The organism is Streptomyces sp. NPDC056486, assembly GCF_042795295.1.
GTDB lineage: Bacteria > Actinomycetota > Actinomycetes > Streptomycetales > Streptomycetaceae > Streptomyces.
Map to the genome: position 1 here is coordinate 1 of NZ_JBHTSF010000054.1, position 14,373 is coordinate 14,373.

Below are 14,373 nucleotides of genomic sequence, written 5' to 3' on the forward strand. Positions count from 1 at the left end.
GCAATGAGCCGCGGGCCACTGGCCGTGCTGGTAACTCCTACGTCGGATGCCGTCAGGCCCCGATGCTGTCCTTCGGAGTCTCGTCGGCCGCCTTCTCCGCGGCCTCCTTCTTCGCCTGCTTCTTGGTGGCCATGAGGCTGGTGATCGTCGTGATGACCAGGACACCGCAGATGACGCCGAGCGAGACCGGGATGGAGATCTCGGGGACGTGCACCCCGTTCTCATGCAGGGCGTGCAGCACCAGCTTCACGCCGATGAAGCCCAGGATGACCGACAGGCCGTAGCTGAGGTGGACCAGCTTCTTGAGCAGTCCGCCGATGAGGAAGTACAGCTGGCGCAGACCCATCAGGGCGAAGGCGTTCGCCGTGAAGACGATGTACGGGTCCTGGGTGAGGCCGAAGATCGCGGGGATCGAGTCCATCGCGAAGAGGATGTCGGTGGTGCCGATGGCGAGCATGACGATCATGAGCGGCGTCATGATCTTCTTGCCGTTCTTCTGGATGAACAGCTTGGTGCCGTGGTACTGGTCGGCGACGCCGAACTTCTTCTCGGCGGCCTTCAGGAGGCGGTTCTCCTCCCACTCCTCGTCCTCGTCACCGGAGCGCGCCTCCTGGATGAGCTTCCAGGCGGTGTAGATCAGGAACGCACCGAAGATGTAGAAGACCCAGGAGAAGTTGGCGATGACCGCGGCGCCGGCGGCGATGAAGATCGCTCGCAGGACCAGCGCGATCAGCACACCGAACAGCAGCACCCGCTGCTGGAGATGGCTGGGCACCGAGAACTTCGCCATGATCAGGATGAAGACGAAGAGGTTGTCGACACTGAGCGACTTCTCGGTGATGAAGCCCGCGAAGAACTCGCCGCCCGCCTGGCCACCGCCCCAGATCAGCAGGCCCACTCCGAAGAGCCCGGCAAGGGCGATCCAGACGCCCGTCCAGATTCCGGCTTCCTTGATCGATACGTCATGCGGCTTGCGGCCGATGAAGAAGTCGACCGCGATCAGGGCACACAGACCAAGAATGGTCAGTACCCAAAGGGTCATTGAAACGTCCACTGCGCCTCCGGCGTCGTACGGCTACTGATCAGCGTCGTCGCTGCCGGAGGTCTCTTCCACCCGAGGCGGCTCACAGCCCCGCGGGCCGACGCCCCGGGACCGATGGCGGTCCGTATTGACGGGTACGTCGCGTTCGGGAGTACTCCCCTCCGCTGCAAGAAGAGTACGCGAAACACCAAGACTTAGTAAAGGAGACGGCAAGCCGGAGCCAAAAGGCCAGGTCAGGGACGGCCAAAAGTCGCTTTACCGTCAGTCGTCATTGGCTGTCGCGCGGACTCACCGGGCCCTTCGACGCGTCAGCGGCCGCCCGTGCGCCGGGCGTGCGCGACCTGGTTCAGGACCTGCTGAAGCACCCGGCTGCCGGGCGGCGCCATCGGCGGTTCGTACGTCCACGCATGGCCCACCCAGGGGTCGGCGAGGTGGTCGTCGGCCACCGGGGTCAGGCGCAGGAGCGCGCGCCAGAGGGGGTCGAGCAGCGGGCCGTACTCGGAGGCGTCCTCGCGGTCGGCGACCATCATCAGGTGCACGCCGACGGCCGGGCCCTCGTCCGCGAGGTAGCGGAGCTGGGTCACGGCGCGGTCGTCGAAGCCGTGCGGGAAGTCGTTGACGATCAGGAGCTGCTCGGCGGTGTCCAGGTCCGGCGGCAGCGCGTCGGCGGCGCCCGCGCGGATCGCCATCTGCACCAGGTCCACGCGCTGGGTGAGCTTGGCGAGGACCGCGGAGACGCCTGCCGCGCCGGAAGCCGGGGGCTCGTCGAGCACGCCCGCCGTCACCAGCGGGGAGAGAGCGCCGGCCGCGGAGCCCGCCGCGTCGATGACGTGCACCGTGAACTCGCCCGCCGGATAGACCGCGAGCAGCCGCGTGGCGTGCGCGACCGCGCTGTCCACGGCGAGGCGGCGCAGCTGGTCCGCGTCGGCCAGGGAGTCCGTGCCCGACGAGCGGCCGCTGTCGATCCACAGGCCGCGCTCAAGGGGCAGCCGCACCAGCATCGGGATGCGCAGGTCGGGGCGCTCGGGCAGCTGGAGGTCGCCCAGGCGCAGGGCCATGGGGATCTCCATGGGGGTGCGGTAGGCGTGCCAGACGGGGCTGTCCCAGCCGGCGAACGCCATGGGCAGGGCGGGCTCGACGACCTCGGACTCGGCGGCGAGCTGGCCCAGGTCGCGGTCGAGGGCGGCTCTCGCCCGGTCGACGAGGAGGCCGTGCTTGGCGCGGGCGGCCTCGCGCGCGGCGTCACCGGTGTTGCCGATGCGGCTGCGCGGGTCGGAGAGGACCTTGTCGAGCTCCTGGTCCATGCGCGACTCGGCGAAGTCGACGGCGCTCCGGTACGCGGCCGTGGAGCGGGCCAGGTCCTCGAACATGCCCCACACCTGGTTGTAGAGCCGCTCCTCCATGGACCAGCCGGTCGCGTCGCCCGCCACGGGCTGAGCCGCCCTGCCCGGCTCGGCCGGGGCCGCCGTCGGCGAGGGCGGCGGCGGTGCGCTCGTCTGTCGGCTGGGGTGGGTGTAATTGACGGGGCCACCGGCCGCGGTGCTCGCGTCGCCCGGCTGGTGCGTCGCCGGGGTGGGCTGGGGGGACGCGTCGCCGTCCGGGCCCGGCGCTCCCGGGCCGGGGGCGGTCTGCCCCGCCGCCCGCACGCGGGCCTCGTCCGAGGGGCGGGGCGGTGGCACCGCCACCGAGCGGGCGAGACCCTGGGCCACCGCTTCGTTGATCGTGCCCGCCAGTTCGTGGGCCTGCGCAAGGCCCTGGTCGGTGAGCATGTCGGCGAGGCCGCCCGCGTACCCCTGGCCGACGGCGCGCACCTTCCACGCGTCCTGCCTGCGGTAGAGCTCCAGGGCGACGACGGCGGACTCGGCGTCCAGGTCGGTGATGGTGTAGCTGGCGACCTCGGAGCCGTCGAGTGCGGTGACGGCCACGAAAGGAGCGGCGAGGGAGCCGAAGCTGACCGGTCCCCCGACGCCGACGGGCAGCGCGAGCAGGACGTTGACCCGGTGCACCGCTTGCGGCACGGCGCCGAGGTCCACCGCCAGGCGGTGGTCGGCGGCGGCCTGCCTGGGCACCTCGAGCCCGGGCAGCGTGGGCGAGCCGGGATGGGCCACCCAGTCCGGGCCACGTACCTTGCCCTGGTCGTCGCTGAGCGTGACCCCCGCCACGATCGGCTTGCCGACCGAGACCCGGATCTCCAGACGGGTCTCGGGAAGCGGGTGGTTCTGCCCCCGGACCAGCTCGGCCGTCATCGCCTACGTCCCCCTCGTGCCCTCTGTACTTACTGGTGCCGCGTGGCTACAGCTGCGGCAGGATCGACGGCATCAGGTCCTGGAACGTGCGGCCGTTGGCCGGGTTGCCGATGGCCGTCATCTGCCAGCCCGTGCCCGCGCGGTGGACCTTCGCCATGATCTGCGCGGTGTACTGACCGCCGCCGTCGAGCGTGTAGCGGGCGAGCTCCTGGCCGTTGGTCTCGTCGACCAGGCGGCAGAACGCGTTCTGCACTTCCTGGAACGTCTGACCCGTGAAGGAGTTCACCGTGAAGACGATCTGGTCGATGTGGACCGGGATCCGCGCCAGGTCGACGAGGATCGCCTCGTCGTCGCCGCCCTGGCCGACACCGCCGACGAGGTTGTCACCGGTGTGCCGCACGGAACCGTCGTCACTGACGAGGTGACGGAAGAACACGACGTCCACCGGCTGCTTGTCGGCGAACAGAACCGCCGACGCGTCCAGGTCGACCTCGCGCGTGCGCGTGCCGAACAGACCTCGCCTCGGGGCCGCTTGCCAGCCGAGCCCCATGCGCACCGCGGTCAGGGCGCCCCCGTCGTCCTTCTGCAGGCTGATGGCCTGACCCTTGGTCATGTTGACCGTCACGCGCTGTCCCCTCTCGAAATGCCCGGGCAACCGCCGGTCTGCGCGGTTGCCCAGCACCCTACGCAGAGGCGCTGACGGTGCCGCAGTGTGGGCGGCACTTTGTGTCGGTCTTGCAACACACCAGGCAGTACGCCTACGCCTGCCCCGCCTCCCTCATCTGCCGCAGCTCCTTCTTCATCTCTGACACCTCGTCACGCAGCCGTGCGGCGATCTCGAACTGCAGGTCGGCGGCGGCCGTGCGCATCCGTGCGGTCATCTCCTCGATCTGCTCGGCCAGTTCCGCCGCGGGCCGGTCGGTGGGCACCTTCTCGGCGGCCTTGCCCTTGGCCGCCTTGCCCGCCTTGCCGCCGAGCGCGGGCACCGGCGCCTTGGCGGCAGCCTTCGCGTCGCCGCCCTTCGCCTTGCGGTAGTCGGTGCCGAGCAGCTGCTCCGTGTCGACCTCCTCGCGCGCGATCGCCGACACGATGTCGTTGATCTTCTTGCGCAGCGGCTGCGGGTCGATCCCCTTCTCCTTGTTGTACGCGATCTGCTTCTCGCGGCGGCGGTTGGTCTCGTCGATGGCCTGCTCCATCGCCGGGGTGACCTTGTCCGCGTACATATGGACCTGACCGGAGACGTTGCGTGCCGCGCGGCCGATCGTCTGGATCAGAGAGGTGCCGGAGCGCAGGAAGCCCTGCTTGTCGGCGTCGAGGATCGACACCAGGGAGACCTCGGGCAGGTCGAGGCCCTCGCGCAGGAGGTTGATGCCGACCAGGACGTCGTACTCACCGGCACGCAGTTCGCGCAGGAGCTCGACGCGGCGCAGGGTGTCGACGTCGCTGTGCAGATAGCGGACCTGGATGCCCAGCTCGAGGAAGTAGTCGGTGAGGTCCTCGGCCATCTTCTTGGTGAGCGTGGTGACCAGGACGCGCTCGTCCTTCTCGGTGCGCGTGCGGATCTCGTGCACCAGGTCGTCGATCTGCCCCTCGGTGGGCTTGACCACGACCTCCGGGTCGATGAGACCGGTGGGGCGGATGATCTGCTCGACGAAGCCGTCGCCGCGCGAGAGCTCGTACTTTCCCGGGGTCGCGGAGAGGTAGACGGTCTGGCCGATGCGGCCGAGGAACTCCTCCCACTTCAGCGGGCGGTTGTCGAGCGCGGACGGCAGCCGGAAGCCGTGGTCCACCAGGGTGCGCTTGCGGGAGGCGTCCCCCTCGTACATCGCGCCGATCTGCGGGACCGTGACGTGCGACTCGTCGATGACGAGGAGGAAGTCCTCGGGGAAGTAGTCGATGAGGGTGTTCGGCGCCGAGCCCTGCTCGCGGTCGTCGAAGTGCATCGAATAGTTCTCGATGCCGGAGCAGGAGCCGATCTGGCGGAGCATCTCCAGGTCGTACGTCGTGCGCATGCGCAGGCGCTGGGCCTCCAGCATCTTGCCCTGCTTCTCCAGCTCGGCAAGGCGCTCGGCGAGCTCCTTCTCGATGCCGTTGACCGCCTTCTCCATGCGCTCCGGGCCCGCCACGTAGTGCGAGGCCGGGAAGACGTACAGGTGGTCGTCGTCGCTGATGACCTCGCCGGTGAGGGGGTGCAGCGTGGAGAGCGCCTCGATCTCGTCGCCGAACATCTCGATGCGGACGGCCAGCTCTTCGTAGACCGGGAAGATCTCGATGGTGTCGCCGCGGACCCGGAAGGTGCCGCGGGCGAAGGCCATGTCGTTGCGGGTGTACTGGATGTCGACGAAGCGGCGCAGGAGCTGATCGCGGTCGATCGTGTCGCCGATCTTGAGCGACACCATCCGGTCCACGTACTCCTGCGGGGTGCCGAGGCCGTAGATGCAGGAGACGGAGGCGACCACGATCACGTCACGCCGGGTGAGCAGCGAGTTCGTCGCGGAGTGGCGCAGGCGCTCGACTTCCTCGTTGATCGAGGAGTCCTTCTCGATGTACGTGTCCGACTGCGGGACGTACGCCTCGGGCTGGTAGTAGTCGTAGTACGAGACGAAGTACTCCACCGCGTTGTTCGGCAGGAGCTCTCGGAACTCGTTGGCCAACTGGGCGGCCAGCGTCTTGTTCGGCGCCATCACGAGGGTGGGACGCTGGAGCTTCTCGATCATCCACGCGGTGGTGGCCGACTTGCCTGTGCCGGTCGCGCCGAGCAGGACGACGTCCTTCTCACCTGCGCGCACGCGCCGCTCCAGGTCGGCGATGGCCGCCGGCTGGTCGCCGCTTGGCGTGTAGTCACTGACGACCTCGAAAGGTGCCACCGTGCGTTCGATCTTGGATACGGGCCGCATGGAACCCACCGTACGACCCCGCACTGACAACGGGGTCGGATCACCAGCTCTGCGGGGTCCTGGGGCCGGAGCGCTGCTGGGGCCTGCGGCCCGCCCGCGGGTCGTGCCGGTCGCCCGAGCGAGGGACGGGATAGGGGGCGCGCTGCCCCTGTGCGGCGTTCTGGAGGTCCGCCTTGCCCATCACCATCAGCGGGTCGAACATCACGATGACACCCGCGAGGAGCAGGAAGGCGAGCGGGCCGATCATCATGGGCGCGAGCAGCTCGGCGGGCGAGTCCCCCGTGGTCGGCGCCGCGGACGAGCCCGCGTGCAGATGGACCCTGAGGGCCGCCATCCCGGTGTAGTGCATGCCGGTGACCGCCAGGCCCATGACGAGGCTCGCACCCAGGCTCCAGAGGAAGCCTCTGACCTGTGCGGCCGCCCATAGTGCCGCGGTGGCGGCGACGACGGCGATCACGACGGACGCGGAAACGGTGAGGGTGTTGTAGTCCAGCGTCCCGCGCAGACGCATTCCGGCCATTCCCAGATAGTGCATCGACGCGACACCGAGGCCGGTGATCGTTCCCCCGGTGAACAGCGCCGCCCCGGTGGCGCCGCGATAGCCCACGATGAAGATCCCGACGCCGACCATGACGATGGCGACGGCGAGACTCGCGAAGGTCAGCGTCCTGTCGTAGTGGATCGGGGCCTGCTCGACGGAGAAGCCCATCATCGCGATGAAGTGCATCGTCCATATGCCGGACCCGATCGCCGCCGAGCCGAGCGCGAGCCATCCTGGCCGCCAGGAGTGCGCGACAAGGAGCGACCTTGTGGTGCAGCGCAGACCGAGCGCTCCACCGAGGCACGCCATGAGGTACGCCGTCACCGGTGTGACTAGTCCATAACTGAAACCGTCGACCGTGCCCTGCATGCGCGGTAGCCCTTCCGCTGTTGTGTCCATATGCCCGGGATTACACCCAAGTGGCCCCAGTCGGCCGTCTACTGACAGGCCATGGACTGAAGCAGAGAGTAAAGCTCACTCCGGAACTTGCGAACGATTTTCCGGGAAATAGACCCGGCTGTCTCCGTTCAACCTGTGGCCATCCTGCACCTGTCTCGCGTTGGCCGTGGACTGTCACTCTCATCCGGTCCGTGCCCATTCAGCGCGAGGAGTCACCCTTGTCCGCACGTGTTGCCGCTGCCGCCACCGCCGCCCTTCTCGGAACCGGTGCGCTCGTCCTCCCCTCCACCACCGCTCACGCCGTCGACAAGCCGTCGGCGCAGACGTCCGTCTCGCACGACAGACCGCTGGTCGTCGCGCACCGGGGCGCGTCCGCCTACGCGCCCGAGAACACCTTCGCAGCCATCGACAAGGCCGCTGACATGGGGTTCCGCTGGGTCGAGAACGACGTCCAGCGCACCAAGGACGGCGAGCTCGTGATCGTGCACGACGACACCCTGAAGCGGACGACGAACGTCGAGGAGCTCTTCCCCGACCGCGCGCCGTGGAAGGTCGCGGACTTCACCGCGGCGGAGATCGCCACGCTGGACGCGGGCAGTTGGTTCAGCCCGAAGTACGCGGGGCAGCGGGTGCCGACGCTGAAGCAGTACATGAACCGGGTCTCGCGCAACCACCAGAAGCTCGTCTTCGAGTTCAAGAAGCCCGAGCTGTACCCGGGCATCGAGAAGCAGGGCCTGGCCGTCCTGCGCAAGACGGGCTGGCTGGACAAGCACCACGTCAAGAACCAGCTCGTCATCCAGAGCTTCAGCGCCGACAGCGTCAAGACGGTGCACAAGCTGCGGCCCGACATAAAGACCGGCTTCCTCGGTACGCCGACGGTCGCCGAGCTGCCCGAGTACGCCAAGTTCTCCGACCAGATCAACTCGACGCACACCTCCATCTCCAAGGAGTACGTCTCCGCGATCCACTCGCTCAAGGGGCCGCACCGCAAGCGCCTGGAGATCTTCACCTGGACCGTGAACGACGCGGCCGCCGCCCAGCGGGTGGCGGGCTTCGGGGTGAACGGCATCATCACCAACACACCCGATGTCGTGCGTAAGGCCATCTCCGACTAGCACCGACAAGCGCCGACAAGCACTGACCAACACCGGCTGGCTCGGGGGACGGCGTTGTCAGTGCCCGGTCGTACGGTGGTTCACATGAACGCCAAGGGGCAGCACGGGCAGGGCGGGCCGGGGCATGACGACCCGCGGCAGGCGGTGTGGGCCGTCGTCGCGAGCGACATCGGCCCACTGCTGCTCGCCGCCACCGACGACGGCCTGGTCACCGTCGTCTTCCACGCCACGGACGAGGTGCGTGACCAGGCACTCGAGCGGCTCGGCTCCCGGCTGGGGGCCGAGCCGGTCGAGGCACCCGGCTCCGAGCTCCTCGCCGAGCCCATACACCAGCTCACGGCCTACTTCGCGGGCGAGCGGCACGACTTCGAGCTGCCGCTCGACTGGTCGCTGATCTCCGGGTTCAACCGCCAGGTCCTGCGCGAGCTGACCACCGTTCCCTACGGCGCCGTCGTGGGCTATGGAGACCTGGCCCGCCGCGTCGGTCAGCCCGGCGCGGCCCAGGCGGTCGGCATGGCGATGGGTGCCAACCCGCTGCCGGTCGTGGTGCCGTGCCACCGGGTGGTCGAGAGCGACGGCGGCATCGGCGGCTTCGGCGGCGGCGTCGAGACCAAGCGGCGGCTGCTCGCCCTGGAAGGGGTGCTGCCGGAGCCACTGTTCTGACGTGAAGCCACCCCTTCGGCGCCCCCGGCGACGGCTCCCCGGCGACTGTGAAAACCGCGTTCCCCGCGTACGGACGTCCTGGCACACTGCGTCAGTGACTTCGACCCTCGACGCTCCTGACATACCCGCACCGGAGGCACTGCCGGCCCTGCGCCGCCGCACCACCGCGGTGCTGGTCTCCAGTCAGATACTGGGTGGGCTCGGGGTACCGATCGGTATCGCCCTGGCCCCGATGCTCGCTACCGAGGTGAGCGGGACGGAGGCGCTGTCCGGCCTCGCGCCCACCGCGTCCGTGGCCGGCACCGCCCTGCTCTCGCTGCCGCTCGCCGCCCTGATGACATCGCGCGGACGGCGGCCCGGCCTCGTCCTCGCGTATCTGATCGGCGCCCTTGGAGCGGGACTCGTGGTGCTCGCCGCCGTCATCGAGAGCTTCCCCCTGCTGCTGCTCGGCATGGCGGGCTTCGGGGCGGGCTCGTCGGCCAATCTCCAGGCCCGCTTCGCGGCGGCCGACCTCGCCGAGCCCGACCGGCGCGGCCGTGCCATCTCCCTCGTCATCTGGGCCACCACCATCGGCTCGGTCCTCGGCCCGAACATCGCCGCGCCCACGAGCCGCGCCTTCGCCGGCACCTCCATCCCCGAGGCGGCGGGCCCCTTCCTCTTCGCCTCCGGGATCTTCGCCTTCGCCGGTCTCGTGGTGGCGGTGCTCCTGCGCCCCGACCCGTTGCTCACCGCCCGCGCGCTCGCCCCGCAGGAGAACCAGTCCGCGCAGAGCCGTTCGCTGCGGGCCGGTGTCGCCGCGGTGGCCGCGTCGCCGATGGCCCGGCTCGCCCTGGTGACGGTGGCCGTGTCGCACACGGTGATGGTCTCGATCATGGTCATGACCCCGGTCGACCTGGGGCATCACGGCGCGGACCTGCAATTGGTCGGCCTGGTCATCAGCGGCCACATCGCGGGCATGTACGCGCTCTCGCCGGTGATGGGCTGGCTCTCCGACCGGTTCGGGCGGCTCTCCGTGATCGGCCTCGCGATCGGGCTGCTGTGCTGCGCCGCGCTGCTTGCCGGTACGGCGGGGCCGAGCCACGGCCAGACCGCCGCCGGTCTCTTCATCCTCGGCCTCGGCTGGTCCGCGGGTCTCGTCTCCGGCTCCGCGCTGCTCACCGACTCCGTGCCGCAGCCCGCCCGGGCCGCCGTGCAGGGCCTGTCGGACCTGACCATGAACACGGCGGCGGGCATCGGCGGCGCGGCCGCCGGTCTCATCGTCGCCCGGGCGAGTTACGGCTGGCTCAACCTCATCGGCGTCTGCGTGCTGCTGCCGATGGCGGCGCTCGCGCTCCGGCGGGCGGTCAAGAAGGCCTGATCCGGGGGCTCGGTGACCTCGGCGGTCACGGGAGCGTGATGTGGTACGCCTTGCGCAGCGTCTCGTGCACCGTCCACGTCGTACGGTCGCCCTCGCGCAGGAAGGCCGCGTCGCCGGGGCCGACCTCGATCACGTCGCCGCCCTCGACCACGACCGTGGCGCGGCCGCTGACGACCACGAAGAGCTCGTTGGCCTCGGTGTCGGTGACGACGCCGGGTGTGATCTGCCAGATGCCGCGCAGCTGCTTGCCGTCGGCGGACTCCCACAGGACCTTGCCGGTGACCTCCGGGGTACCGGAGACGATCTGCTCGGGCTCGAGGGGCTCGGCCTCCAGGTCGACATCCGGAATGTGTACGGCAAAGGACGCGACAGCTTGATCATTCGTGGTCATGGCCGGTCACCCTAGCCGGGCCCCGCACGGCCCTCCGGCACGGGTCAGCCTTCTCCGGCTTCTCCGGCTTCTCCGGCTTCTCCGTAGTGCCGCGCTTCGAAGATGTTGCCGTCCGGGTCCCGGAAGTAGAAGCTGCGGCGGGCCCTGCCGCGAGCGCCGAACGCGTCGTACGAGATGTCCGACACCGGTGTGCCGTGCTCCTCCAGACGGGCGCGCAGCGCCTCGAAGCCGGTCTCCGCCAGGGCGAGGCAGACATGGTTGACCGGGTGGCCCGCGCTCTTGTCCGCGCCCGGCACAACGCTCATGCGCTCGGCGAGCGTGAGCGGGGCGAGGTCGAAGATGGTCTCCTCGTTGAGCCGCACGGACGGGAACGAGGCCTCGCCCGCGGTGAACTCGGCGACACGCAGTGGTTCGAGGCCGAGCACCCTCTCGTAGAAGTCGGCTGCCGCCGCGGGATCGCGCACCCACAGGACGACGTGGTCGAGACGTGCCGTGTTGTCCGTCATGCCCTCAGGCTGCTGCCCCGCCCCCGGCGCCGCAAGGGTCGGGCGGGGCGCGCCGACCGCCGGGGAGGGCGGTTGTCCTAGGCCTTCCTCCCCCACGCCGAGATCAGGGGGGCGCTCGCCAGGTCCATCGGCTCCGCGGCGATGTTCGCGAGGTGGTCGGTGATCTCGGCGTCCGTGGCCAGACCGGCGGATGTCAGGGCCGTGCGGGACTGCTGGATCGTGGCCGTCTCCAGGGCCGCGCAGGCGGGCGAGGCCAGCGGGAAGTACGCGTCGGCCTCCACCTGGCGCAGGCCCGCCGCGCGGAGCAGGCGGGGCAGGCCGCGGCCGTACGCGAGGTCGGTGCCGCGCTGGGTGAGCAGTGCGTGCCGCAGGCGGTTCGCCAACTGCTCTGCCGGGCCGTGCTCGTCCGGGCAGGGCAGGGGCTGCAGTGCCGGATCCGCCTCCTCGATCAGCAGGCGGCCCCCGGGCCGCAGCGCCCGGATCATCGAGCGCAACGCCAGCTCCCGGTCAGGCACCCCGGCGAGCACGAGCCGGGCGTGGACGAGGTCGAAGCCCCCGCCGGGCGGCGCTTCCGCCCCCACGTCGTGCGTGCGCACCTCGACCGGTGGCCGGGCGGCCGACGTCTGCCAGGAGATGTCCGTGTCGGTCGCGAGGATCCGCCCGGTGGGGCCGACCCGCTTCGCGAGCCAGGAGACGACGGAGAATCCGCCCGCGCCGACCTCCCAGCAGCGCCACCCCGGCCCGATGCCGAGCCGCTCGATGTGCCGGAAGGTCGTGGGGTCGAAGAGCGCGGAGAAGGCCTCGGAGCGCTCGCCCGCGCCCGCGCCCCCGGCGTGCCGATTCCGATTGCCCGTCAGATAGCCGTCAATGAGCGTCATGCGGCGATTATCCCAATTACCCGGCTTACTCCCGGGAGGCGGCCCCGAACACATGGAGCGGAGTGTTCCGTTCCCACAGGCTCGGGACGCGATGTCGGAACGTACTGGCAGACTGGCACGCCAAGTCACCAGAACGAGGAGCCACGCATGTCGATGGCAGGCAACCTGCGAAAGGTAGGGAACCTTCGCAAGGTAAGCGGCCTGCGGAAGGTCGCGCGGGTCGCCCAGTTCGTGCGCAAGCACAAGCGCGTCGACCTGAGTCACCCCGCCCGCTCCCCGCTGGGCTCGGCGGTGGTGAAGTGCGTGACGTATCGCAGCGGCGTGCGCCAGGAGGGTGGCCGCGATCTCGTCGAGGAGGTCGAGCGCGTCCGCAAGAGCGGTGACGGATTCGTCTGGCTCGGACTGCACGAGCCGACGGAGGAGGAGTTCGCGGGCATCGCCGACCTCTTCGACCTGCACCCGCTCGCCGTGGAGGACGCGGTCCACGCCCACCAGCGGCCGAAGGTCGAGCGGTATGACGAGACGCTGTTCGCCGTGTTCAAGACCGTCTGTTACGTGGAGCATGCCGAACTCACCGCGACCAGCGAGGTGGTGGACACCGGCGAGATCATGGTCTTCGTCGGCGCGGAGTTCGTGATCACCGTGCGGCACGGCCGCCATGGTTCGCTCGGCCCGCTGCGCGAGGAGCTCGAATCGGCGCCCGAGCAGCTCGCCAAGGGTCCTGCGGCGGTCCTGCACGCGCTCGCCGACCACGTCGTGGACGACTATCTCGTGGTGACGGACGCGGTGCAGGCCGACATCGACCAGGTGGAGATGGACGTGTTCTCCAAGGACGGGGAGCGCGCCGACCCCGGCCGCATATACCAACTCAAGCGGGAACTCCTCGAGCTGAAGAGGGCCGTGGTGCCGCTCGGCCGCCCCCTGCAGATCCTCTCCACCCAGCCGATGCGGGCGGTCGCCCCGGAGATACAGGCCTACTTTCGGGACGTCGACGACCACCTCAAGCGGGTCACGGAGCAGATCGCCTCCTTCGACGAACTCCTGAACTCCATCCTGCAGGCCCATCTGGCACAGGTGACGGTGGCGCAGAACGAGGACATGCGGAAGATCACCGCCTGGGCCGCCGTGATCGCCGTACCGACGATGATCTGCGGGCTGTACGGAATGAACTTCGACCACATGCCCGAACTGCACTGGAAGTACGGCTACGGCCTAGTGGTCGGCGTCATCGTCACCATCTGTTTCACGCTCTACCGCGGCTTCCGGCGCAACGGCTGGCTCTAGGCCGCACGGGCTGATCCGAGAAGCAGACCCGGTGGCCCGGGCGACCGGCGGTCAGCCCTTCGCGTACACGCTCTCGACCCAGCCCGCGAGCTGGTCGTCGGTGAGGTGCGTGGCGAGGTCGGCCTCGCTGATCATGCCGACCAGGCGTTTGTTCTCGATGACCGGGAGCCTGCGGATCTGGCTGCCCTTCATCTCCTGGAGGACCTCGTCGACGCCTGCGCCCGAGTCGATCCAGCGTGGCGTGCCCTTGGCCATGTCGCCCGCGGTCACCCGGGACGGGTCGTGCCCCATTGCCACACAGCCGACGACTATGTCGCGGTCGGTGAGGATGCCGCAGAGCCGCTCGTTCTCGTCACTTATGGGCAGCGCGCCCACGTCGAGCTGACGCATCAGTTGTGCGGCGCGGTCCAGGGTCTCGTGTGCGGGGATCCACTGGGCGCCGCGGAGATCCGTCAGAAGCGCCCTAGTCCCGGCGCCCCTCGTTCTCGCCGGGCCTGCGAAGGTCAGCACGCAGGAGGCGGTACGCCCCGGAGGCGGGCACCCTTCGGAGACGGCTACCCCTCAAAGACAGGCACCCCTCAGAGACGGGCACCCCTCAAGCGGAGAAGCCGACGATCTTCTGCGGGATCACCTTGATGATCACCCTGGCCTCCTCGTCCTTCTCGCCGGGCGGGTCGATGCCGAGGTACTTGTGCGAGAGCTCGTGAGGGAGCCGCTTCTGCGGATCGGGGAGGATCTCGGCGACGCCGCGGATCTCGACCGAGGTGTACGGGTCGGCCAGGTCGAAGACCGAGATGCTGACGCGCGGGTCGCGTTCGAGGTTGCGGACCTTCTGCCGCCCCGCCGTGGAGGAGAACAGCACGGTGTCGCCCTCCCGCTTGATCCACACCACCGAGTTCTGGGGTGCGCCGCCGGGGCCGAGTGTCGCGACACCGGCGAAGTTCTTGCCGTCGAGGAGAGTGCGGACCGAATCGCTGAAGTGGAGCGCTTCCGTAGCCATGCCCAGACTCTAACTACATGCACGTGCATATAAAAGGGCTTTCGCCATCTCCTT

14 protein-coding genes are annotated in these 14,373 nt (G+C 69.4%); 4 read left to right on the top strand and 10 right to left on the bottom strand.

All coding sequences use genetic code 11. The features are described from left to right. Positions 1-52: 52 nt before the first annotated feature. From ACFQ7F_RS21960 to ACFQ7F_RS21980, 5 genes are all read right to left on the bottom strand, one after another. Entirely contained in the window at positions 53-1,042 is a 990-nt protein-coding gene (locus tag ACFQ7F_RS21960) for a TerC family protein (RefSeq protein WP_383272872.1), read from the bottom strand. A 308-nt stretch (positions 1,043-1,350) separates the two neighbouring features. Beyond that, the gene (locus ACFQ7F_RS21965) at positions 1,351-3,288 is read right to left on the bottom strand and encodes a TerD family protein (protein ID WP_383272874.1); all 1,938 of its coding nucleotides are present in this window, start codon (positions 3,286-3,288) and stop codon (positions 1,351-1,353) included. A gap of 46 nt (positions 3,289-3,334) precedes the next feature. Beyond that, positions 3,335-3,913 (bottom strand): TerD family protein, encoded by a 579-nt coding sequence (locus ACFQ7F_RS21970; protein WP_383272876.1) that lies wholly within the window; start codon positions 3,911-3,913, stop codon positions 3,335-3,337. Between the two features lie 133 nt (positions 3,914-4,046). Further along, a complete protein-coding gene (gene uvrB / locus ACFQ7F_RS21975) occupies positions 4,047-6,185 on the bottom strand; it encodes an excinuclease ABC subunit UvrB (protein WP_383272878.1) in 2,139 nt (712 codons plus the stop codon). A gap of 40 nt (positions 6,186-6,225) precedes the next feature. Next, positions 6,226-7,095, bottom strand: coding sequence for an MHYT domain-containing protein (locus ACFQ7F_RS21980; protein ID WP_383272880.1), 870 nt, complete (start codon positions 7,093-7,095; stop codon positions 6,226-6,228). A gap of 248 nt (positions 7,096-7,343) precedes the next feature. Between ACFQ7F_RS21980 and ACFQ7F_RS21985 the strand changes: the two genes are divergently transcribed. From ACFQ7F_RS21985 to ACFQ7F_RS21995, 3 genes are all read left to right on the top strand, one after another. Then, positions 7,344-8,240: a glycerophosphodiester phosphodiesterase gene (locus tag ACFQ7F_RS21985; RefSeq protein WP_383272882.1), complete on the top strand. Its 897-nt coding sequence runs from the start codon at positions 7,344-7,346 to the stop codon at positions 8,238-8,240. A gap of 84 nt (positions 8,241-8,324) precedes the next feature. After that, a complete protein-coding gene (locus ACFQ7F_RS21990) occupies positions 8,325-8,903 on the top strand; it encodes a methylated-DNA--[protein]-cysteine S-methyltransferase (protein WP_383272884.1) in 579 nt (192 codons plus the stop codon). A gap of 94 nt (positions 8,904-8,997) precedes the next feature. Further along, positions 8,998-10,260, top strand: coding sequence for an MFS transporter (locus tag ACFQ7F_RS21995; protein ID WP_383272886.1), 1,263 nt, complete (start codon positions 8,998-9,000; stop codon positions 10,258-10,260). 25 nt (positions 10,261-10,285) lie between these two features. Here the strand turns inward: ACFQ7F_RS21995 and ACFQ7F_RS22000 are convergent, their stop codons facing one another. The 3 genes from ACFQ7F_RS22000 to ACFQ7F_RS22010 form a co-directional block, all read right to left on the bottom strand. Continuing rightward, positions 10,286-10,651 (bottom strand): cupin domain-containing protein, encoded by a 366-nt coding sequence (locus ACFQ7F_RS22000; protein ID WP_383272888.1) that lies wholly within the window; start codon positions 10,649-10,651, stop codon positions 10,286-10,288. A 44-nt stretch (positions 10,652-10,695) separates the two neighbouring features. Then, positions 10,696-11,157, bottom strand: coding sequence for a VOC family protein (locus tag ACFQ7F_RS22005; protein WP_383272890.1), 462 nt, complete (start codon positions 11,155-11,157; stop codon positions 10,696-10,698). Between the two features lie 77 nt (positions 11,158-11,234). Beyond that, positions 11,235-12,035: a methyltransferase domain-containing protein gene (locus ACFQ7F_RS22010; RefSeq protein ID WP_383272892.1), complete on the bottom strand. Its 801-nt coding sequence runs from the start codon at positions 12,033-12,035 to the stop codon at positions 11,235-11,237. Positions 12,036-12,182: 147 nt separating this feature from the next. On the opposite strand from ACFQ7F_RS22010, the gene ACFQ7F_RS22015 reads away from it, so the two are divergent. Beyond that, on the top strand, positions 12,183-13,319 hold the full coding sequence (locus ACFQ7F_RS22015) for a magnesium and cobalt transport protein CorA (protein ID WP_383272894.1): 1,137 nt from the start codon (positions 12,183-12,185) through the stop codon (positions 13,317-13,319). A gap of 51 nt (positions 13,320-13,370) precedes the next feature. On the opposite strand, the gene ACFQ7F_RS22020 is transcribed toward ACFQ7F_RS22015, so the two are convergent. Further along, positions 13,371-13,775, bottom strand: coding sequence for a CBS domain-containing protein (locus tag ACFQ7F_RS22020; RefSeq protein ID WP_383272960.1), 405 nt, complete (start codon positions 13,773-13,775; stop codon positions 13,371-13,373). A 139-nt stretch (positions 13,776-13,914) separates the two neighbouring features. Continuing rightward, complete coding sequence (locus ACFQ7F_RS22025; RefSeq protein WP_383272896.1) at positions 13,915-14,319, bottom strand: PPOX class F420-dependent oxidoreductase; 405 nt, start codon at positions 14,317-14,319, stop codon at positions 13,915-13,917. Positions 14,320-14,373 lie beyond the last annotated feature (54 nt).